The 21570-nt window shown below is 73.6% G+C and carries 17 protein-coding genes; 7 read left to right on the forward strand and 10 right to left on the reverse strand.

The annotated features are described in order from the left end of the window. Positions 1 to 55: 55 nt before the first annotated feature. Complete coding sequence (locus ACIRQ9_RS15770; RefSeq protein ID WP_404172399.1) at positions 56 to 937, forward strand: hypothetical protein; 882 nt, start codon at positions 56 to 58, stop codon at positions 935 to 937. 50 nt (positions 938 to 987) lie between these two features. Here the strand turns inward: ACIRQ9_RS15770 and ACIRQ9_RS15775 are convergent, their stop codons facing one another. The 7 genes from ACIRQ9_RS15775 to ACIRQ9_RS15805 all read right to left on the reverse strand — a co-directional run bounded on the left by ACIRQ9_RS15775 (position 988) and on the right by ACIRQ9_RS15805 (position 9462). Further along, positions 988 to 1890, reverse strand: coding sequence for an NAD(P)H-binding protein (locus ACIRQ9_RS15775; RefSeq protein ID WP_404172402.1), 903 nt, complete (start codon positions 1888 to 1890; stop codon positions 988 to 990). Positions 1891 to 2006: 116 nt separating this feature from the next. Beyond that, positions 2007 to 3467 carry an aldehyde dehydrogenase family protein gene (locus ACIRQ9_RS15780; RefSeq protein ID WP_404172405.1) on the reverse strand — a complete coding sequence of 487 codons (1461 nt, stop codon included), beginning with the start codon at positions 3465 to 3467 and terminating at the stop codon, positions 2007 to 2009. Continuing rightward, entirely contained in the window at positions 3464 to 5194 is a 1731-nt protein-coding gene (locus tag ACIRQ9_RS15785; RefSeq protein ID WP_404172408.1) for an amidohydrolase family protein, read from the reverse strand. The genes ACIRQ9_RS15780 and ACIRQ9_RS15785 overlap by 4 nt, the downstream gene beginning before the upstream one ends. A gap of 116 nt (positions 5195 to 5310) precedes the next feature. Then, positions 5311 to 6429: an LLM class flavin-dependent oxidoreductase gene (locus ACIRQ9_RS15790; RefSeq protein ID WP_404172411.1), complete on the reverse strand. Its 1119-nt coding sequence runs from the start codon at positions 6427 to 6429 to the stop codon at positions 5311 to 5313. A 97-nt stretch (positions 6430 to 6526) separates the two neighbouring features. Further along, complete coding sequence (locus ACIRQ9_RS15795) at positions 6527 to 7297, reverse strand: SDR family NAD(P)-dependent oxidoreductase (protein ID WP_404172415.1); 771 nt, start codon at positions 7295 to 7297, stop codon at positions 6527 to 6529. A 12-nt stretch (positions 7298 to 7309) separates the two neighbouring features. Beyond that, on the reverse strand, positions 7310 to 8245 hold the full coding sequence (locus ACIRQ9_RS15800) for a TIGR03619 family F420-dependent LLM class oxidoreductase (protein ID WP_404172418.1): 936 nt from the start codon (positions 8243 to 8245) through the stop codon (positions 7310 to 7312). Beyond that, complete coding sequence (locus tag ACIRQ9_RS15805; RefSeq protein WP_404172421.1) at positions 8227 to 9462, reverse strand: amidohydrolase family protein; 1236 nt, start codon at positions 9460 to 9462, stop codon at positions 8227 to 8229. The genes ACIRQ9_RS15800 and ACIRQ9_RS15805 overlap by 19 nt, the downstream gene beginning before the upstream one ends. Positions 9463 to 9766: 304 nt before the next feature. On the opposite strand from ACIRQ9_RS15805, the gene ACIRQ9_RS15810 reads away from it, so the two are divergent. After that, entirely contained in the window at positions 9767 to 12739 is a 2973-nt protein-coding gene (locus tag ACIRQ9_RS15810) for a BTAD domain-containing putative transcriptional regulator (RefSeq protein ID WP_404172424.1), read from the forward strand. Positions 12740 to 12951: 212 nt separating this feature from the next. Further along, a complete protein-coding gene (locus ACIRQ9_RS15815; RefSeq protein ID WP_404172427.1) occupies positions 12952 to 13209 on the forward strand; it encodes a hypothetical protein in 258 nt (85 codons plus the stop codon). A 75-nt stretch (positions 13210 to 13284) separates the two neighbouring features. Here the strand turns inward: ACIRQ9_RS15815 and ACIRQ9_RS15820 are convergent, their stop codons facing one another. Further along, positions 13285 to 14871, reverse strand: a complete 1587-nt coding sequence (locus ACIRQ9_RS15820; RefSeq protein WP_404172487.1) for a FadD3 family acyl-CoA ligase — start codon at positions 14869 to 14871, stop codon at positions 13285 to 13287. Between the two features lie 118 nt (positions 14872 to 14989). Between ACIRQ9_RS15820 and ACIRQ9_RS15825 the strand changes: the two genes are divergently transcribed. Genes ACIRQ9_RS15825 through ACIRQ9_RS15835 form a run of 3 tightly spaced genes read left to right on the forward strand, consistent with a single transcriptional unit; the run spans position 14990 to position 17332 of the window. Beyond that, positions 14990 to 16144: a lipid-transfer protein gene (locus ACIRQ9_RS15825; protein WP_404172430.1), complete on the forward strand. Its 1155-nt coding sequence runs from the start codon at positions 14990 to 14992 to the stop codon at positions 16142 to 16144. A 1-nt stretch (position 16145) separates the two neighbouring features. Further along, positions 16146 to 16559 carry a Zn-ribbon domain-containing OB-fold protein gene (locus tag ACIRQ9_RS15830; protein ID WP_404172433.1) on the forward strand — a complete coding sequence of 138 codons (414 nt, stop codon included), beginning with the start codon at positions 16146 to 16148 and terminating at the stop codon, positions 16557 to 16559. Continuing rightward, positions 16556 to 17332, forward strand: a complete 777-nt coding sequence (locus ACIRQ9_RS15835; RefSeq protein ID WP_404172436.1) for an enoyl-CoA hydratase/isomerase family protein — start codon at positions 16556 to 16558, stop codon at positions 17330 to 17332. Before ACIRQ9_RS15830 ends, ACIRQ9_RS15835 begins: the two co-directional genes overlap by 4 nt. 72 nt (positions 17333 to 17404) lie before the next feature. Here ACIRQ9_RS15835 and ACIRQ9_RS15840 read toward each other — a convergent pair whose 3' ends face one another. Together ACIRQ9_RS15840 and ACIRQ9_RS15845 are read right to left on the reverse strand one after the other, a co-directional pair. Then, on the reverse strand, positions 17405 to 19753 hold the full coding sequence (locus ACIRQ9_RS15840; RefSeq protein ID WP_404172439.1) for a serine/threonine-protein kinase: 2349 nt from the start codon (positions 19751 to 19753) through the stop codon (positions 17405 to 17407). Positions 19754 to 19952: 199 nt separating this feature from the next. Beyond that, complete coding sequence (locus tag ACIRQ9_RS15845) at positions 19953 to 20675, reverse strand: VOC family protein (RefSeq protein WP_404172442.1); 723 nt, start codon at positions 20673 to 20675, stop codon at positions 19953 to 19955. A 145-nt stretch (positions 20676 to 20820) separates the two neighbouring features. Here ACIRQ9_RS15845 and ACIRQ9_RS15850 point away from each other — a divergent pair, with 145 nt between their 5' ends. Continuing rightward, positions 20821 to 21468 carry a TetR family transcriptional regulator gene (locus tag ACIRQ9_RS15850; protein ID WP_404172445.1) on the forward strand — a complete coding sequence of 216 codons (648 nt, stop codon included), beginning with the start codon at positions 20821 to 20823 and terminating at the stop codon, positions 21466 to 21468. Positions 21469 to 21570: the final 102 nt, after the last annotated feature.

A 21570-nucleotide genomic window follows, 5' to 3' on the forward strand; every position in this document is an offset into this window, starting at 1 on the left:
TGTGGATTCCCCTTCCTTCCACGGGAGTTCACGTCACAGGAGGAGGGTGACCGGCATGGGTGAGGACACGCACGGCATCGGCAGGCGCGCGCTGTTCGTGACCGGGGCGGCGGCAGCCCTTACGTGGGAAACCGTGAGCTTCGCAGCGGCCGACGGTCAGGCCCCCGGGACACGCGAGACCAGGACGGTGCGCGGCACCCTGCCGCCCGGCTGCCCGGACTTCGTCTACGTCCCCGTCGAAGTCCCCTCCGGCGTCCGGGAGATCAAGGTCTCCTCCACCTACGACCGGCCGGGCGTCCCGGCCGGCACCACGGGCAACGCGCTCGACCTCGGCGTCTTCGACCAGCACGGCATCGAGCTGGGCGGCGCGGGCTTCCGCGGCTGGTCCGGCGGGGCGCGCACGGAGTTCTTCGTCCGCGCCGACGACGCGACGCCCGGCTACCTCCCCGGACCGGTCCGCGCCGGCACCTGGCACGTCGCCCTCGGCCCCTACACGGTCGCCCCGCAGGGCCTGGACTACGAGCTGACGATCACGCTGACCTACGGCGAGCCGGGCACCCCGGTCCGCCCGGTCCACCCGCCGGAGCGGGCCGCGGGCCGCGGGCCGGGGGCCGGGGCCGGGATCGGCGAGCGGCGAGCGGCGAGCGGCGAGCGGCGAGCGGCGAGCGGCGAGCGGCTGAGGGTGGCCGCCGACACCCCGGTGACCGTCCGCCTGGAAGCCTCCGGCGTGCCGCGTTGCACGGTCCGCTTCGTCACCGACGAGGGCGTGCTGCTGACCGGCGACCCGCTCCCGGTGACCGGCTCGGGCGTGGTCGAATGGCGGACCACCCCGCAGTACGCGGCCTACGTCCGCGCGGAGCTCCGCCACGAGACCGCGGCCGGCCCGCTGCCCGGCGCGCTCGCGGCCCTGACGAACCCGATCTTCCTGGGCCGGTGAACCGGCAGGGCCCGAAGGCCCGCGCCCGGCCGTCGGTCCCCTCGCGCGGCCTACAGGGTGCGCAGCAGGCTGTCGAAGCCCGCCGGCGGGCGGCCCAGGAGTTCCGTCACGTCGTCGGTCGCCCGGTCGTAGCGGTTCTCCCGGTGCAGCCGGGCCATGGTGGCGAGGTGGTCGACGAGGTGCGGTGACAGGCCCAGCGGCTTCAGGTCCCGCTCGACCCATTCGTCGTAGGGCACGTCGACATAGGTCACGGTGCGGCCCAGCGCCTCGGAGATCTCCGCGGCGATCGCGGTCATGTCGCGGGAGGCGGCGCCGGTCAGTTCGTGGACCCGGCCGGTCCTGGGCGCGGGGTCCAGCAGCAGCCGGGTGACCACCGCGGCCACGTCGGCGGCGGCCACCGGCGAGGTGCGCGCGGTGCCGAACGGGAGGCGGATGGTGTCGTCGCGCCGGACGGAGGCGACGGCGAGCACGCCGAAGAGCGGGTTCTCCATGAACACCGTCGGCCGGACGTGCACGACCGGCAGCCCGGACCAGTTCAGGACGAGTTCGGAGAGCCGGTGCAGCCGCTGCTGGTGCGACTCGGCGGTGCTGGTGAGGGTCATCTGGGAGACGGTCATCTGGGACATGTGGACCAGCAGTTCGAGACGGCCGCCCGCGAGGGCCGCCGCCGCGACCGTCGCGGTGGCCTCCAGGTAGTCGGTCGACGGGCTCATGCCGTAGTACGCCCTGCGGCACCCGTCCAAGGCCGCCGCCACGTCCGCGCCGCGCGTGAGGTCGCCGACGACCACCTCGACGCCGCCGAGAGCCCGCAGCGCGGTGGCCCGCTCGTCGTCGTGGTGCACCAGGGCCCGCACCGGCACCCCGCGCCGGCGCAGCTCCTCGACGACCGTCCGGCCGACGCCTCCGACACCGCCGCCCGCGCCGGTGACCAGGATCGGATCCGTACTCGGCAAGACGTCCTCCCGCAGTCGGCAACCCGCCCGGCCTTTCTACGGCACGCGGGCCGCCGTCCGGCACGCCCCGCCGCGCGGTGCACACGTCAGGAGTAGCCGTCCGCGGCGGCCGGGTCTCAGCCCGGCCAGACGATCGCCTGCACCTCGCTGTAGGCGTGCAGGGCGTAGGAGCCGACGTCCCGGCCCACCCCGCTGCGCTTGAATCCGCCGAAGGGCGCCTCCATGTTCCGTCCGACCGTGTTGATCCCGACGCCGCCGGCCCGCAGCCGCCGCGCCACCCGGAAGGCGCGGGCCACGTCCGCCGACCAGACGTAGTCGATGAGGCCGTAGTCGGAGTCGTTGGCGAGGGCGACGCCCTCCTCCTCGTCGTCGAACGGGACGACGGAGACGACCGGGCCGAAGATCTCCTCCCGGACGGCCCGCATCTCGTTGGTGCAGTCGGCGAGCACGGCGGGCGCGACGTAGAACCCCCGCTCCAGCGGCGGGCGTTCGCCGCCGGTCACCACTGTCGCGCCCTCCTTCCTGGCGAGTTCGACGTACGACTCGACGCGGGCCCGGTGCTCGGCGCTGATCACCGGACCGACCACCGTGTCCGGCGCCGCCGGGTGGCCCACGGTCAGCCGGCGCGCGTAGGCGGCGAGTCCGTCCACCAGACGGTCGTACAGGCCGCGCTGCACCAGCACCCGGGTGGGTGCCGTGCAGATCTGTCCGCTGTAGAAGGAGAAGGTGGTGCCGATCCCGGCCACCGCCGAGCCGAGGTCGGCGTCGTCGAGGACGACCGCCGCGCCCTTGCCGCCCAGCTCCATCAGCTGCCGTTTCATGTCCCGTCCGCACACCTCGGCGATGCGCTGTCCGACGGCCGTGGACCCGGTGAAGCTGACCATGTCGACGTCCGGGGAGGCGACGGCCGCCCGGCCGACCCCGGCGGACCTGCCGGAGACCACGTTCAGCACGCCGGGCGGCGCTCCGGCCGCCTCCAGCGCCTCCGCCATCCGGTACACGGACAGGGGGTCCTGCGGGGCGGGTTTCACCACCACCGTGTTGCCCATCGCAAGCGCCGGGGCGACCTTTCCCGCCGGATTGGCCCACGGGTTGTTGTACGAGGTGACGCAGGCGACCACTCCGACCGGCTGCCGCACGGCCAGCGCGCCCATCACGCCGGCCTTCCCCATCGGTCCGGCCTCGTTGATCTGCGGCGGGATCGGCCATTCGGCGGGCTCGACGGTCGCGTACCGCCGGAACCGGGCCGCGGCGACGCCCACCTGCATCGCGCGGGCGGTTCCGGTCGTCGCGCCGGTCTCGGCGCGGGCCAGGTCGGCGTACTCCTTCAGTCGGGACCGGATGATGTCGGCGGCCCGTCCCAGGACCGCGGCCCGTTCGGCGGCCGGCGTCCGCGACCACGCCCCGAACGCCTCCCGGGCGGCCGCGCAGGCGGCCAGCACCTGGTCCTCGGAGGCCTCGGGGGCCCAGCCGACGGTTCCCTCGGTCGCCGGGTCGACCACCTCGTAGTACCCGTCGTCCGGCGCGGCCCAGGCGCCGCCGACGAACAGCCGCTGCCCGTCCCGCGGACCGTTCATCGGGTGCTCACCGTCCTGGTGTCCCGGCCTGACCGCAGCACCTTGCCGGGGACGGCGCCGCTGACCTCGTCGTCGCGGATGGCCTCGACCCCGTTCACCCAGACCGCCCGTACCCCGACGGCCTTCGCGTCCAGGCGGGGGCTGTCTCCGGGCAGGTCGTGGACCAGGGTGGCCTGGCCGGCGGCGATCCGCTCCGGGTCGAAGAGCACGAGGTCGGCGTGCCAGCCCTCGGCGATCCGGCCCCGCTCGCGCAGCCCGAAGAGCCTCGCGGGGTCGTCGGTCAGCATCTTCACCGCCTGTTCCAGGCCGACCAGCCTGCGGCCGCGCAGGCAGTCGCCGAGGAACCGGGTGGTGTAGGGCGCCCCGCACATCCGGTCCAGGTGCGCCCCCGCGTCGGACCCGCCGAGCAGCACGTCCTCGTGGAGCCAGGTCTCGGCGCGCAGCGCCCAGGAGGCGGGGTCGTTGTCGGTGGGCATGGGCCACAGGACGGTGCGGAGCCCGTCGGCCGCGCAGATCTCGACCAGGCAGTGGAAGGGGTCCAGGCCGCGTTCCGCGGCGATCTCCTCGACCACCCGGCCGGACAGCCCGGCGTTGGCCTCGCTGTAGGTGTCGCCGATGACGTACCGGCCGAAGTTCGCGAGCCGCCGGAAGACACCGGCTTCCTTGGAGTGGGCGCGTTCCAGCATCTCCGCGCGGACCCGCGGGTCCCGGAGCCGCTCGATCCGCTCCGGTACGGGCAGGGCCAGGACCGGTCCCCAGCCCGGTATCAGGTTCAGCGCGCAGAAGGTGCCCAGGGACATGTTCATCGGGGTGAGGATGGGCATGGTCAGGGCCACCACCCGGCCGCCCGCCTTCCGGGCCCGTTCACTGGCCTGGAGCTGGCGCGGGACCCGTTCCGGGACGGCGGCGTCGATGGTGAGCACGTTCCAGTTCAGGGGGCGTCCGGCCGCCGCGCTCATCTCGGCGAGGAGGTCGATCTCGGCGTCGCTGAACTGGTCGAGGCAGCCGGCGACGATCGCCTCGATCTGGGTGCCCTCGTGCTCCCCGACGGCCCGGGAGAGGGCGAGCAGTTCCTCGGGGCGGGCGTGCCGGGAGGCGACGGGCTGTCCGTCGCCGTCGGAGTGGGTCGCGGACTGGGTGGTGGAGAAGCCCCAGGCGCCCGCGTCCATGGCCTCGTGCAGCAGCCGCACGATCTCGCCGAGCTGCTCGTCGGTGGGCCGGCCGCCGACCGCGTCCGGTCCCATCACGTACCGGCGCAGGGCGCAGTGCCCGACCATGAAGCCGGCGTTGACCGCGATCCGCCCTTCGAGCGCGTCCAGGTACTCGCCGAACGAGTTCCAGCTCCAGGGCGCCCCCTCCTCCAGCGCGACCAGCGACATGCCCTCGACCTTGGACATCATGCGGCGCGTGTAGTCGGCGTCGTCCGGGCGGGCCGGGTGCAGGGGCGCGAGGGTGAACCCGCAGTTCCCGGCGGCGACGGTGGTCACCCCGTGGTTGAGGGAGGGGGTGGCGTACGGGTCCCAGAAGAGCTGGGCGTCGTAGTGGGTGTGCGGGTCGACGAACCCGGGGGCGAGGACCAGCCCGGTGGCGTCCTCGGTCGTCCGGGACTCCTCGGTGACGGTGCCGACGACGGCGATCCGGCCGTCGCGGATGCCGACGTCGGCGGTGAACGCGGGCGCGCCGGTGCCGTCGACGACCGTCGCCCCTTTGATGACGTGATCGAGCACGGGGACTCCTCTGGGTCCGTGAGGCATGGCTACCTGGGGGCGTGGGGCCGCATCGAGGTGCGGCTCCGCCGCGTGGGCGCGACCGGCCACGACGGCCCCGCACCCCGCGACGGCCGTTACACGGCACCCCGGAACCGGGTGGTCCGGTGCACCGGGTCCGTGTCGATCTTCGGGATCACGTGCTCCCCGATCAGCCGGATCGTCTGCAGCGTCTCCTCCTTGGGGACGCCGACCGGCAGCCCGAAGCTCAGCTGGTCCGCGCCCGCCTGCTCCCACCGCTTGCACTGCCGCAGCACCTCGTCCGGGTCGCCGCAGATCAGCAGCTCCTCCTCGACGAGCAGTTCGACGAACTCCGGCGTGTACTCGGGCAGGGTCTCCGGCCACACCGGGAAGCCCTCGGGCCTCGGGAAGGTGTCGTGGTAGCGGAACACCAGCGAGGGCAGGTAGTGCAGGCCGCCGGACGCGGCGATGCGGATCGCCTCGTCGTGGGTCGGCGCGCAGATCGCCGTGGTCGTCACCATCACGTTGTCGTTGACGAAGTCGCCGACCGGTTCGGCGTTCACGATCGCCGTCTTGTACTGCTCCAGCACCCACTCCATGTCGGAGACCTTCTGGATGCTGAACCCGAGGACGCCGAGTCCCTTCTTCGCGGCCATGGCGTACGACGGCGGCGACCCGGCCGCGTACCACATCGCCGGGTGCGACCTGCCGTACGGCTTCGGCAGCACCTTGCGCGGCGGCAGCTGCCAGTGCTTGCCCTGGAAGCCCGCGTACTCGTCCTGGAGCCACATCTTGGGGAACTCGGCGATGGTCTCCTCCCAGATCTCCTTCGTGTAGTTCATGTCGGTCACCCCGGGGATGAAGCCGAGGATCTCGTGGGAGCCCGCGCCCCGGCCGCTGCCGAACTCGAAGCGGTTGCCGGTGAGGTGGTCGAGCATGGCGACCTTCTCGGCGACCTTCACCGGGTGGTTGACCTGGGCGAGGGGGTTGAAGATCCCGGAGCCGAGGTGGATGCGCTCGGTCGCGTGGGCGAGGTAGCCGAGGAAGACGTCGTTCGCCGACAGGTGCGAGTACTCGTCCAGGAAGTGGTGTTCGGAGGCCCAGGCGTACTTGAAGCCGGACCTGTCCGCCTGGATGACGTACTCGGTCTCCTCCATCAGTGCCTTGTGCTCGGCGAGCGGGTCGGTCTCGGCGCGCTTGCCCACGTACCCCTGTACAAAGAGCCCGAATTCCACGGCGGTCCACCGTCCCTGTGTACTGACACTCCGTCAGATTGCGTTCGTTGGCCGACTGTCGCACCGGCCGTCGCCACCGTCAAGAGCTGACGGTCCGTCAGATAACCGAGACCCCGGCCAGCCAGCCGCCGTCGATCACGAACGGCTGCCCGGTGATGTACGACGAGTCGTCCGAGGTCAGGAACAGTGCGAGCCGGGCCACCTCCTCGGCCCGTCCGATCCGGCCGAGCGGCACCAGCTTGCGGTACAGCTCGTCCAGGGCCCGGCTCATCTCCTCCGGGTCGGCGGTGGGGTCGAGCCGGGCCGGGTTGGACATCGCGGTGTCGATGGCGCCCGGGCAGATCGCGTTGACGCGGATCCGCCGGCCGGCCAGCTCCAGCGCGGCGACCCGGGTGAGCCCGAGCACCGCGTGCTTGGTCGCGGCGTACGTCCCGACCGCGGCCATCCCCGTCAGTGCCGTGTAGGACGCCGTGTTGACGATGGTCCCGCCGTCGGACAGCTCCGGCGCCGCCGTCTTCATGCCGAGGAAGCAGCCGACCTGGTTCACCTGGACGACCTGCATGAACTCGTCCAGAGGCGTGTCGACGAGCGCGTTGAACCGCAGGATGCCGGCGTTGTTCACCAGCCCGTCGAGGCGGCCGTGGGCCTCTTTCGCGGCGGCCACGGCGGCCTGCCACTGCTCCTCCACGCCGACGTCCAGGTGGACGTAGCGTGCCCCGATCTCCTTGGCGAGCGCCTCGCCCTGGTCGTCCAGCACGTCCGCCACGACCACGCGCGCGCCCTCCTCGGCGAAGAGCCGCGCCTCCTGCTCGCCCTGCCCGCGCGCCGCCCCGGTGACGATGACGACCCGCCCGTCCAGCTTGCCCATGCCACCCGCTCCTCAGTTCAGAAGGGGCGCGACGTCCGCCCCGAACACGGCTATCTGGTCGATGAGTTCGCTCCGGCTCCGGCTGCGGAACCGCACCTGGACCTGGTGCACGCCCATCGCGCCGTAGGCCCGCAGGGATTCGGCGACGGCCTCCGGGGTGCCGGTGAGGGTGCGGCGGCCGACCTCCCACCGGGGCGTGCCGACGTACAGCGGCTCGGCGATCGCGCCGACGGTCAGCGGTGCCTCCACCCCCGCCTCCCGGCGCAGCCGCCGCAGCCGGGCGATCCGGGCCGGCAGCCGGTCCCTGGGGTCGCCCTGCGGCAGCCAGCCGTCGCCCTTGAGGGCGGCCCGCCGCACGGCGGCGGGTGACGAGCCGCCGACCCACACCGGCACCCGCCGCTGGGCGGGCCTGGGCAGCTGCCCGAGCCCCTCGAAGTCGTAGAACTTCCCGTGGTGGGCGGGGAACTCGTCCGGGCCGAGGGCGGCCCGCAGCGCGTCGATCGCCTCGTCGAGGACCGCGCCCCGCTGCCCGAAGTCCACCCCCAGCACCTCGAACTCCTCCCGCACGTGCCCGGCCCCGACCCCGAGGATCAGCCGGCCGCCGGAGAGGTGGTCGAGGGTCGCGTACTGCTTGGCGGACAGGAGCGGATGGCGCAGGCCGACGACGGCGACGTGGCTGAGCAGCCGGACCCGCTCGGTGACGGCGGCCAGGTGGGCGAGGGTGGCGACCGGGTCGTACCAGACCGTGCTCATGGCGGCGGCGAGCCGGTGCGGGATCGCCACGTGGTCGCAGACGGCCAGGTAGGCGAAGCCGGCCCGGTCCACCGCGCGGGCGATCTCGACCAGGTCGGCGGCGCCCGCGCCCGCCTCCCACTCCTCGGCGTAGATCGTGGACTGCGACTGGACCGGGAGCTGGATGCCGTACGCGGTCACCTCGGACCGCCCCACAGGCCCTCCGGGGTGAGGCCGAGCAGGTCGATCGCGTTGCCGCGGACGATACGTTCGACCACGTCCGCGTCCAGGTGGCCCATCTGGGCCTCGCCGACCTCGCGGGACTTCGGCCAGGTGGAGTCGGAGTGTGGGTAGTCCGTCTCGTAGAGGACGTTGCCGAGGCCGATGGCGTCGAGGTTCCGCAGGCCGAAGGCGTCGTCGAAGAAGCAGCCGTACACGTGCCCGGCGAAGAGTTCGGAGGGCGGCCGGGTGACCTTGTCCGCGACGCCGCCCCAGGCGCGGTTCTCCTCCCAGACGACGTCGGCGCGCTCCAGGATGTAGGGGATCCAGCCGATCTGGCCCTCCGCGTACATCACCTTCAGGTTCGGGAACCGCTCGAACTTGCCGCTCATCAGCCAGTCGACCATCGAGAAGCAGCAGTTGGCGAACGTGATCGTGGAACCGACGGCCGGCGGGGCGTCGGCCGAGGTGGAGGGCATACGGCTGCTGGAGCCGATGTGCATGGCGACGACCGTGCCGGTCTCGTCGCACGCGGCGAGGAAGGGGTCCCAGTCGTCGGTGTGCACGGAGGGCAGTCCCAGGTGCGGGGGTATCTCGGAGAAGGCGACGGCCCGGACCCCGCGGGCCGCGTTGCGGCGTACCTCCTCGGCGGCCAGCCGGGCGTCCCACAGCGGGATGAGGGTCAGCGGGATCAGCCGCCCCCGCGCGAGCGGGCCGCACCACTCCTCGACCATCCAGTCGTTGTAGGCCCGGACGCAGAGCAGGGCCAGTTCGCGGTCCTTGGCCTCGGTGAAGGTCTGCCCGCAGAACCGCGGGAAGGTCGGGAAGCAGAGGGCGGACTGGACGTGGTTGACGTCCATGTCGGCGAGCCGCTGCGGGACGTCGTACGACCCGGCCCGCATCTGCTGGTAGGTGATCACCTCCAGCCTGATCTCGTCCCGGCTGTAGCCGACCGCGGTGTCGAGGCGGGTGAGGGGGCGGTGCAGGTCCTCGTAGATCCACCAGTCGCCGGTCGGGCCGTCCTCGCCGGGGCTGCCCATGACCGGCGCGAAGCGGCCGCCGAGGAAGCTCATCTCCCGCAGCGGCGCGCGGACGATCCGCGGCCCGGTGTCCTGGTACTTCCTCGGGAGGCGGGACTGCCAGACGTCCGGCGGCTCCACGGTGTGGTCGTCGACGGAGATGATCAGCGGAAAGGTGCCGTCCTGGGTGTCCATGGCGCTCACGGTAGCGCCGATCTGACGAACCGTCAGCTCTTGTGTGGCGGTTCGTCAGGCGACCGCTGGGCGGCGGACCGGGCCCGGCGCGGGCCCTGCGCGCAGGACGCCGGCCCGCGCGCAGGACGCCGGCCGCGCGCGGGCGGACGCGGCACCGCGCCGGAACCGCCGGCGGCCGCCGCTCGTGTGTGAAGACTGTGTGGACCGCCGCGTGCCGCCTGTGATCGGGGTCTCGCCAGGCTGACGCGGCTCCCGTGGACAAGGCAGACTGACGGGGTGGATCGGTATGTCTAGGGGGACCGGCATGGACGGTGGACCGCGGGTGCCGGAGCAGCGGCGCCCCTCGTCCTCGACGGAGGCGGCGCTGCGCTTCAGCGTGCTCGGTCCGGTGCGCGCCTGGCGCGAGGGGCAGCCGCTCAACACCGGCTCCCCCCAGCAACGCGCCCTGCTCGCGGCCCTGTTGCTGCGCGAGGGCCGCACGGCGACCGCCGCCGAGCTGATCGACGCGCTGTGGGGCCCGGAGCCGCCGTCGCAGGCGCTGGCCGCGGTGCGGACGTACGCGTCCCGGCTGCGGAAGATCCTGGGCCCGGGCGTCCTGGTCAGCGAGTCCGGCGGCTACGCGGTGCGCGGCCTCGGCGAGGGCGCCCTGGACCTCGCGGTGGTGCAGGAGCTGGCGGGGGCGGCGGAGAAGGCGCGCGGCGGCGGTGACCTGGGCCGGGCCAGGGAGCTGCTCGGCCGCGCCCTGTCCCGGTGGGACGGCGAGGCGCTGGCCGGCGTCCCCGGCCCGTACGCCGACGCGCACCGGGTCCGGCTCGACGAGTGGCGGCTGCAACTCCTCGAGTCCCGGCTGGACATGGACCTGGAGCAGGGCTGCCACGCGGAGGCGGTGTCGGAGCTGACCGCGCTGACGGCGGCCCATCCGCTGCGCGAGCGGCTGCGCGAACTGCTGATGCTGGCGCTGTACCGCAGCGGCCGGCAGGCGGAGGCGCTGGCCGTGTACGCGGACACCCGCCGCCTGCTGAGCGAGGAACTCGGCGTCGACCCGCGTCCGGGGCTGCGCGACCTCCAGCAGCGCATCCTGCGGGCCGACCCGGCCCTCGCGGAGCCCTCCTCGCCCGCCGCGGAGGCTCCGGCCGCCCTCGTCCGCCCCGCCCAGCTTCCCGCCACCGTGACCGACTTCACCGGCCGGACGGCCTGTGCCACCGAACTGGGCGAGGTGCTGGCGTCGGCGGAGGGCCGGGTGATGGCCGTGTCGGCGCTCGCCGGCATCGGCGGCGTCGGCAAGACCACGCTCGCCGTGCACGTGGCCCACCAGGCCCGTTCGGCCTTCCCCGACGGCCAGTTGTACGTCGACCTGCAAGGGGCGGGACCACGGGCGGCGGAACCGGAGACGGTCCTCGGCTCCTTCCTGCGCGCCCTCGGCACCCCGGACTCCGCCATCCCGGACGCGCTGGACGACCGCGCGGCCCTGTACCGCTCGGTCCTGGACGGCCGCCGGGTGCTGGTCCTGCTGGACAACGCGAAGGACGCGGCCCAGGTACGCCCGCTGCTGCCGGGCACCGAGGGCTGTGCCGCGCTGATCACCTCCCGGGTGCGGATGGTCGACCTGGCCGGGGCGCACCTGGTGGACCTCGACGTGATGTCCCCCGAGGAGGCGCTCCAGCTCTTCACGCGGATCGTCGGCACGGAACGGGTGGCCGCCGAACGCGAGGCGGCCCTGGACGTGGTCGCCGCGTGCGGGTTCCTGCCGCTGGCGATCCGGATCGCCGCGTCCCGGCTCGCGGCCCGCCGCACCTGGACGGTCTCGGTGCTGGCGGCGAAACTCGCGGACGAGCGCCGCCGCCTGGACGAACTCCAGGCCGGCGACCTCGCGGTGAAGGCGACCTTCGAACTCGGCTACGGCCAGCTGGAACCGGCCCAGGCCCGCGCCTTCCGCCTGCTGGGCCTGGCCGACGGCCCGGACATCTCACTGGCGGCGGCCGCGGCGGTGCTGGACCTGGCGGCGGAGGACACCGAGGACCTGCTGGAGGCCCTGGTGGACACGTCCCTGCTGGAGTCGGCGGCTCCCGGCCGCTACCGCTTCCACGACCTGGTCCGCCTCTACGCGCGCTCCTGCGCCGAACGCGACGAGAGGCCGCCGAGCGAGCGAGAGGCGGCCATGTCGCGCCTCCTGGACTTCTACCTGGCCACCGCGGCGGGGGTGTACGCGATCGAGCGGCCCGGGGAGCGCGTCCTTGACCACCTGACCCCCAGCACCTACCCGGGGCTCTCCTTCACCGGCCGGGACCGGGCGCTGGACTGGCTGTTCACGGAGGCGAGCGGGCTGCTGGCGGCCGTGCAGCAGGCCGGCGGCGCCGCGGACCGGCTGCGCCGGGCGGCCGATCTGCTGGTCGCGGCCGTGGACCTCGGGGAGTCCGGCATCGGCGCCCGCCAGTACGTCCAGGCCGCGACCGCCGTGATCTCCGCGGCCCAGCGGCACGGCGACGCCTACGCCGAGGGCCGGGCCCGTCTCATGCACAGCCATCTCCTCGGCGTCTCGGGCCAGTTCGCGGAGTCGGCCCGGGAGGCGGGCGAGGCGCTCCGGCTCGGCCTGGCCGCCGGGGATCCGGTGGTCTGCGCCCAGGCACCCAACCAGCAGGGCATCATCGCCCTCTACAACGTGCGGCACGCGGAGGCCGAGCAGCACCTCACCCAGGCCCTGGCCGCGTTCCGGGCCGACGGGAACACGCCCGGTGAGGCCAGTGCCCTGTGCAATCTGTCCCGGGTCCATCTGGCGACCGGCCGCACCGAGAGCGCGGTCCTGCTGGCCCGGCAGGGGATCACCATCTACGAACGCGACGACAGCGGCATGGCCCTGCGCCTGGCCAACGGCAAGTACGCGCTGGGGCTCGCCCTGACCAGCGCGGGAGAGACCCGGCTGGCCCTGGAGACCCTCACGGGCGCCCTGACCATGTTCCAGGACGCCCGGCAGCAGCTGTGGCACGGCATGACCCTCTTCCGGATCGCCGAACTCCACCTGTCCGACCACAGCCCCGCGCAGGCCGCGGCGTGCGCGGAGCAGGCGCTGGCCGTGCTGCACGGCATCGGCGGGGAGTGGCGCCGCGCCAACATCCTGACGGCCCTGGGCCGCGGTCTGCACGGCATCGGCCAGACCGACCGTGCGAAGGTCTGCTGGCAGGAGGCGCTCTCGGTGTTCGAGGCCTCGGACTCGCCGGAAGCGGCGGACGTCCGCCGGCTCCTGGAGTCCACCCCGGTCCGCCAGGGGACGCCTTCCTAGGGTGCGCCCGGGCCCGGGTCCGCGTTCATCATTCGTTTATCGCGGCCCGGCATTCTCAGTGGTGCCGGACCGTCGCGTCGGGGGGCAGACGGCTCGGTACGGCGGCCGCACCACTAGGGTGAACGGCCGTGCGATGCCCGCCCGGTGACGCTCGGGGGAGTGACCGGGCGGGCATCCCCCCATCGAACCTTCCTGTGCTCTAGGAGTCACCCATGGCCGACACCACCGGAACCGTCAAGCCCGACGACTTCCACGCCACGAGCGGACCGGCCGACGCCGCCGCCGCTCTCGTCGTCGACCCGAAGCCGGACTTCGACCCGGCGGCCGCCCCGGCCGCCGCCGTGAAGCCGGCCACGGACGCCGCCGCCCCGGCCACCGGCCAGGGTGGCGTCGCCGCCAAGGACTTCCACGCCACGTCGGAGCCGCTGAACGCGCCCGACGACTTCCACGCGACGGACGAGAAGGCCTGACGGACCACACCCGGACGGGGACGGCCGCGGCGGCGCGGAGGGGAGCCGCCGCGGCCGGGGTGTGCCCGAGGCCGACTAGGGCGAGTCGGGCGACCGGTGCCCGCGCAGTTCGCCCTTCAGCACCTTTCCGCTCGCGTTCCGCGGCAGTGCGCTCACGAACTCGACCGCCCGCGGCACCTTGTAGTTGGCCATCTCGCGGCGCGCCCAGGCGATCAGGTCGTCCCCGGTGAGCACCGAACCCGGGCGGCGCACCACGAACGCCCTGCCGACCTCGCCCAGCCGCCCGTCCGGCACCCCGACCACCGCCACGTCGGCCACGTCCGGGTGCAGGCCCAGCAGTTGCTCTATCTCCGCCGGGTAGGCGTTGAAGCCGCCGACGATGAACATGTCCTTCAGCCGGTCGGTGATCCGCAGGTTCCCGGACGGGTCCAGGACGCCGATGTCGCCCGTGCGCAGCCAGCCGTCCGCGGTCAGCGTCTCGGCGGTCGCGGTCGCGTCCTCGTAGTAGCCGCGCATCACGTTGAAGCCGCGGACCAGCACCTCGCCGGGTTCGCCGGGTGCCGCCTCCACCCGCACCTCGGTGCCGGGGATCGCCCGCCCGGACGTCGACGCGATCACCATGGGGTCGTCGCCCCGCCGGCACATGGTCACGATGCCGCTCGCCTCCGAGAGCCCGTACGCGGAGAGGACCGTCTCCACGCCCAGTTCGCCGCGCAGCCGCTCGACCAGGCGCAGCGGCACCACCGCCGCTCCCGTCACCACGAGCCGCAGGGCCGACAGGTCGTGGCTGTCGCGTGCCGGGTGGTCCAGGAGCGACTGGTGGAGGGTCGGCGGCCCCGGCAGCACCGACACCCGTTCCGCCGCCACGTTCGCCAGCACCGTCTCCACGCCGAACACCGGCTGCGGGATCATCGTCGCCCCGCGCATCAGGCAGGCGATCACCCCGGCCTTGTAGCCGAAGGTGTGGAAGAACGGGTTCACGATCAGGTACCGGTCGTCCGCGCGCAGGCCCGCCAGGTCGGCCCACACCTCGTACGCCCGCAGGGTCTGCGCGTGCGTGATCATCGCGCCCTTGGGCCGGCCCGTCGTACCGGAGGTGAAGACGATGTCGGAGAGCGCGTCACCGTCCAGTTCCGCTACGCGGGCCGCCACGTCGGCGCCGGCCACGCCCTCACCGGCCGCCAGGAAGTCCTTCCAGGTGCGGAAGCCGGCCGGCGCGTCCTCGGACAGCACCACCACGTCCCGCAGCAGCGGCAGCCCCGGCAGCGGCTCCCCGGCCCCGCCCTCCCCGGCAGCCCGCCGCAGCGAGGCCACGTACGACGTGCCGAGGAACGTCCCGGTCACGAAGAGCAGGCGCGCCCCGCTCCGCCGCAGCACGTCGGCGGCCTCGGCGCCCTTGAAGCGGGTGTTCAGCGGGACCAGCACCCCGCCCGCCGAGACCGCGCCGAGCGCCGCGACGATCCAGTCCAGGGAGTTGGGCGCCCAGACGGCGACCCGGTCGCCGACCTCGATCCCGGCGGCCAGGCAGGCGGCGGCCGACCGTTCCACCCGGGCGCCCAGCTCCGCGTAGCCGATCCGGTGCCGGCCGTCCACCACCGCCTCGGCGTCCGCGTACCGCCGGGCGGCGGAGCGCACCAGCCCCGCGACGGTTCCCCACTCCATGTCACCGCGCACGACGGCCTCCCCGGGCGAGAGCACAGAACGCATAGCTGACGGTACGTCAGATTAGCTGTAGCCTGACGGACTGTCAGCAGCTCTTCGGCATCGTGGAGGTGTGCACATGGCCGGGATCCGGGACGCCACCGCCATCGTCGGGATCGGACAGACCCGCTTCGCCAAGCGGCTCGACGAGGACGAGCGGACCCTCGCCTGCCGTGCCGTCCTCGCCGCCCTGGACGACGCCGGGATCGCCCCCGGCGAGGTCGACGCCCTCGCCTCCTTCACCATGGAGGAGACCGACGAGGTGGAGCTGGCCAAGGCCGTCGGGTTCGGGGACCTGACCTTCTTCAGCAAGGTGGGGTACGGCGGCGGGGGTTCGTGCGCGACCGTCGCGCACCTCGCCGCCGCCATCGCCTCCGGGCAGGCCTCGGTCGGGGTCGCCTGGCGGTCGCGCAAGCGCGGCAGCGGCCCCCGGCCCTGGACCAACACCACCGTCCAGCTGCCCACACCGGCCCAGTGGACCCGGCCGTTCGGCCTGCTCCGGCCCGCCGACGAGATAGCCATGCTCACCCGCCGCTACATGCACGAGTACGGCGCCACCCGCGACCACCTCTTCAACGTGGCCCTCGCCTGCCGCAACCGCGCCAACCAGAACCCCGCCGCCGTCATGTACGACCGCCCGCTGACCCGCGAGATGTACATGACCTCCCGGTGGATCAGCGAGCCGCTGTGCCTCTTCGACAACTGCCTGGAGACGGACGGGGCGTTGGCCTGCGTGGTGGTCAGCAGGGAACGCGCCCGAGACTGCGCCCGGCAGCCCGTCTACGTCCACTCCGCCGCCCAGGGCCTGCCCGCCCAGCACCACGGGATGGTCAACTACTGGAACGACGACCCGCTCACCGGCCCCGCCTGGACGGCCGCCCGACACCTGTGGAAGCACGCCGACTTCACCCCCGAGGACGTCGACGTCGCCCAGATCTACGACGCCTTCAGCGCGCTGATCCCGCTCTCGTTGGAGGGGTACGGATTCTGCGGGCGCGGCGAGGGCGGGTCCTTCACCGAGGGCGGCGCGCTGGAGATCGGCGGACGGCTGCCGGTCAACACCGGCGGCGGCGGACTCAGCGAGGCCTACGTCCACGGCTTCAACCTCATCACCGAGGGCGTCAAGCAGTTGCGGGGCACCAGCACCGCCCAGGTGCCCGGCGCCGCCACCTGCCTGGTCACCGCGGGCGAGGGCGTGCCGACCTCCGCCCTCCTCCTCACCAACAGGAGCTGAGATGCTGCGACCGGCCATCGACGCCGACGGCGCGCCGTTCTGGGAGTACGCGGCGCTCGGCGAACTCCGCGTCCAGGCCTGCGCCGACTGCCACGAGCCGCGCTTCCCGCCCCGCCCGTGCTGCCCGCACTGCCAGTCCTTCGCGAGCGAGTGGCGGCCGACGAGCGGGCGCGGCCGGATCTGGTCGTACGTCGTCCCGCACCCGCCGCTCCTCCCGGACTACGCGGCGCGGGCACCGTACAACGTGGTGGTCGTGGAGCTGGCGGACGCGCCGCGGGTACGGCTGGTGGGCAACGTGGTCAGCGCGGCCGGCGCCGCTCTGGACTCCCTCTCCCCCGACCGGATCCGGATCGGCGCCCGGGTGCAGGCGGTGTTCGCGGACGGGCTTCCGCAGTGGGTCCTGGAGCGGCCGTGACCCTGCGCGTCGTCACCGACGAGGACACCGGGGTCGCCGTCGTCACCCTGGACCGGCCCGAGCGCCTCAACGCCGTCGACCTGGCCATGGCCGCCGAACTCGCCGACACCTGGCGGGCGTTGCGTTTCGACGACACCGTGCGGGCCGTCGTCCTCACCGGTGCGGGCGGCCGCGCCTTCAGCACCGGGCTCGACCGGGACGCGACGGTGCCGCAGCCCACGTCGCCCTACAGCCTGGACGATCCGCTGATCGCGATCGGCCCGAAGAGCAACGACCTGTGGAAACCGGTGATCGCCGCGGTCGCCGGGATGGCCTGCGGCGGCGCCTTCTACCTCCTCGGGGAGGCGGACTTCGTCGTCGCCGACGAGACCGCGACCTTCTTCGACCCGCACACCTCCTACGGCATGGTCAGCGCCTACGAGTCGGTGCTGATGGCGCAGCGGATGCCGTTCGGGGAGGTGGCCCGGCTGGTGCTGATGGGCAACGCCGAACGGGTCTCCGCGCGGCGGGCGTACGAGGTGGGCCTGGTGTCCGAGGTGACGGCCGCCGGCGGGGCGCTGGAGGCGGCGGTGCGGTGCGCGACCGTGATCGCCGGGTATCCGGCGGACGGGGTGCAGGGGAGCGTGCGGGCGCTGTGGGCGGCGAAGGAGGCGGCGCGGGAACGGGGGTACGGGCTGGCGCCGCACCTCATCACCCTGGGCAACCTGCCGGCCGACCGCCAGTCCGAACGGTTCGGGAACCGGCGGCGGACCGGGCCCCCTCGCATCCGCTGAGATTCCCCTGCCGCGCCGCGCGAACGGCCACGACGGCGCCGCACTCGCCACTCGCCACTCGACCGCCACCTCTCACCCCGTGCGCGCCGTCCCCGTCCCCTTCTCCGCGTCCAGGGCGTACACGCAGCGGTCCTTGCTGCACGCGTACACCACCCCGTCCCGCACCACCGGCGACCCGGTGATCTCCCCGCCGGTCGCGAGCTTCCAGCGCAGCCGCCCGTCGTCGGCCTTCAGGGTGTAGAGGAGATGGTCGGTGGAGCCGAAGTGGATCCGGCCCTCCGCCACCGCCGGCGCCCCCACCACGTCGCCGCCCGCCTGGAACCGCCACTTGGGCGTCCCGGTGACCGCGTCCAGGGTGTACAGGCCCTTGCCGCTGCCGACGTGCACGTGCCCGGCGGCGACGAGGACCGGTTCGACCGAGGAGCGGGCCTCGGTCGCGATGCGCCAGCGGTCGCGGCCGTCGGTGGCGTCCAGGGCGTACACGGTACCGAGGTAGTCGGCGAGGTAGACGCCGCCGCCGGCCACCGCGGGGCCGGGCACGAAGGCCGGCGGCGCGAGGAAGACGGCCGGCGCCTCGAAGTGCCAGCGCACCCGTCCGGTCGCGGCGTCCAGGGCGATGACACGGCTGCCCGCGGCGGCGTACACGAACCCGTCGGGGGCGTGGGTGAGGCGGACCGGGACGCCACCGCAGGAGGCCGCGTCGCCGATGGGGTAGGACCAGCGCTCGTCGCCGGTACGGGCGTCCAGCGCCCGCAGGCGGGCGTCCTGCCAGACGAACGCCGTGCCCTCGTGCAGGGACGGCCCCGACTCCGGTGCCTCGAAGTCGGTCTGGGCGCCGGACAGCTCCCAGAGCTTCTGCCCGGTGGCGGCCTCCCAGGCCTGCACGCCGCCGCCCCGCGTGCCGGTGACCAGGGTGCCGCGCTCGGCGCGCAGGGCGTACACCCAGGCGTCGGTGGACAGCCGCCACAGGTCGCCGCCCTCGCGGGCTTCGAGCGCGAACAGGGTGGGGCCGTCGGAGGCGTGGATGCGGCCGTCGGCGACCGCCATGGACCAGGCCACGTCACGGGTCTTGAAGCGGCGCCTGCCGGTGGCGACGTCGAGGGCGTGCACCTCGAAGGAGGTCACGTAGACGAGGTCGCCGTCGACGGCCGGGGTGCCCCAGACGTCGTTGGACATCCGGAACCGCCAGGGCCGCCAGCCGGACGCGGTCTCCGGCGGGAGCGCGGGTACGGCCGGTGCGGCGGGGTCGACGCCGTTGACGCCGGGGTGGGGCCGGGACCAGCTGGCCACCAGGCCGGTCTCGGGCGGGGGCGCCTTGACGGCGGCGGCGCGGGCGTCGGCGACCCGCGGGCCGGGGCCGATCGGCACCTTGGCGCCGGCCAGCCGGACCGGGCCCGCGTCGGGTCCGGGGGCGCCGACCGGGACCGGGGCCGGGACGACGGGGTCGTAGGAGGGCGGCGGGGGCACGGCGAGCCGGCCGCCGCTGCGGGCACCGGCCGGGCCGGCGGAGGGTTTCACGGCCGGGCGGCCGCCGCGGCGGGACTCGATCAGCGCGACCGCCTTCTCGGGCAGCCACGCGGACGCCGTACCGCTGTCGTCGGAGCCGGAGCCGAAGAGGTGGGGGGCCAGATTGGCCTGGAGGTCGGCCGGGTTGGGGCGGCCGGTGGCCTCCATCTGCATGCAGGACTCGATCAGGGGCCGGAGTTCATCCGGGAGCCCTTCGAGGTCGGGGCCCTCGCGCAGCAGCATGAAGACGGTCTCGACCGGGTTGGCGCCGTGGAAGGGCGGGTGGCCGGTGGCGGCGAAGACCAGCATGGACCCGAGGGAGAAGACGTCGCTCGCGCCGGTCACGGACCGGGAGTCCTTCGCCTGCTCGGGGGACATGTACGCGGGGGTGCCCACCGCGACGTTCGTCATCGTCAAACGGGTGTTCGAGACTCCGGAGGCGATGCCGAAGTCGATGACCCGGGGGCCGTCCTCCACGACGAGGACGTTGGACGGCTTCAGGTCCCGGTGCACCAGACCGGCCCCGTGGATGGACTGCAGCGCCTCCGCCACACCCGCCGCGAGCCAGCGGACCGCCTGGGCCGGGAGCGGCCCGCAGTCGTTCACTATCTCTTCCAGCGAAGGCGCGGGCACGTACGCGGTCGCCAGCCACGGCACCGCCGCCCGCGGGTCGGCGTCGACCACGGCGGCCGTGTAGAAGCCGGAGACCGCGCGGGCCGCCTCCACCTCACGGGTGAAGCGGACCCGGAACAGCTGGTCCTCGGCGAGTTCGGTCCGGACCGTCTTGATCGCCACGCGCCGGCCGGACGCCGAGCGCGCGAGATAGACCAGCCCCATGCCGCCGGCCCCCAGCCGTCCCAGCACCTCGAACGGCCCGATCCGCCGCGGATCGTGCTGCGTCAGCTGATCCACCACTAGCCTGCCACCTCCCCGTACGGACCACGTCCACCCACATATGTACGCGACCCCGTGCAGCGTCTCACCACCGCACCGCCGTGGCGGCACGCACCCCGATTCTTCCTGGCCCGGGCACAGGTTGCGAACCCGGCGACCAATCGGGGTGTCACGTGACAAAGTGAGACATTTTTCCGCTGAGTGCCGACCGTTTCCGGCCTCAGCGTTGCAGCAGCGCGAAGGACGCCCCCTGATTGTCGGTCACGACGGCCACTTTTCCGTACGACGTCTCGAAGGGCGGCGCCTGGACCCGGCCGCCCAGCTCCACCACGGCCCCCACCGCGGCCTCCACGTCCCCGGTGCGGAAGTGGACGACGAACTGCGACGGCATCCCGGCCGCGAACACGTCGGTCACCGGCGCGCGGCCGAAGTCGGGCCGGGCGCCGGCGCCGAACAGGGCCTCGTTGAAGAGCTGTCCGTAGAAGACGTTGGCCGCGCCGGTGTCGCTGGTGTAGAGCTGCGCCCAGGCGAAGGTGCCCGGCGCGTGCCGGACGCCGAAGCCGGGGAGGGCCGCCGCCTGCCACAGGCCGAAGACGGCGCCCTGCGGATCGGCGGCGAGGGCGGCGGTGCCGAGGTCGCGGACGGGGACCGGTTCGTTCACGATCTGGCCGCCGGCGGCCACGATCCGGCGGGCGAGGTTCCTGATGTCCGGGGTCGCGAAGTAGACCGTCCAGACGGTGGGCATCCGGCCGTCCCGCTTCCGCGAGAGCCGGGCCACGGCCGCGCCGTCGAGCCGCGCCCACACGGCTCCTCCCCCGGCGTCCTCGAAGGTCCACCCGAAGAGCCCGCCGTAGAAGCGCTTGCCCGCCTCGACGTCGGGAAGCTGTACGTCCACCCAGCACGGGACGCCCTCTGTGTATTCGGATGTCCTGTTTTCGGCCATGTCGTCAAAGTAACCGTCCCGCTCGCACCCCGCAGACCAGCCGCACCACCTGGGGTATCGCCGCCCGCGCACCCCTCGCACACCCGTGCACCCCATTTGCAGTCGGCCGAATCGCGCTCCGATCACCCCTCGGTAAGCTGACGGCATGACAGGACAAGTGCGTACCGTCGACGGCCGCGTGGCCGGTCGGCGTGGGCAGGCGACCCGGCAGAAGCTGCTCGACTGCCTCAGCGAGATGCTCAGCTCCTCCCCTTACCGGGACGTCAAGGTCATCGATGTCGCCCGGAAGGCGGGCACTTCGCCCGCGACCTTCTACCAGTACTTCCCGGACGTCGAAGGCGCCGTCCTGGAGATCGCCGAGGAAATGGCCGCCGAGGGCGGGCAGTTGACCGAGCTGCTGGCCGGTCGCTCCTGGGTCGGCAAGGCCGGCTGGGCGACCGCTCAGGAACTCGTCGACGGTTTCCTGGAGTTCTGGCGCAGGAACGACGCGATCCTGCGGGTGGTCGACCTCGGTGCGGCCGAAGGGGACAAACGGTTCTACAAGATCCGTATGAAGATCCTGAACTCGGTCAACAACTCCCTGACCGACTCCATCACGGAGTTGCAGTCCAAGGGCAAGGTCGACAAGGACGTGAACCCGGCGGCCGTCGCCGGTTCGCTGGTCGCGATGCTCGCGGCGGTCGCCTCGCACCAGAAGGGATTCCAGTCCTGGGGTGTGAAGCAGGCCGAACTCAAGCCGAACCTCGCCCTGTTGGTGCATCTGGGCGTGACCGGGAAGAAACCCACGAAGTAGTCCGCGCCCCGCGTCCTGTCTGGCAGGCGGGGGGGGCCCCGGCGGGGGCCCCCCCCCCGTGGGGGCCCACGACGGGCCCCCCCCCCCCCCCCCCCCCCCCCC

Origin of the sequence: Streptomyces sp. NPDC101237, from assembly GCF_044767465.1 — a bacterium.
GTDB classification, from domain to species: Bacteria; Actinomycetota; Actinomycetes; order Streptomycetales; family Streptomycetaceae; genus Streptomyces; species Streptomyces gramineus.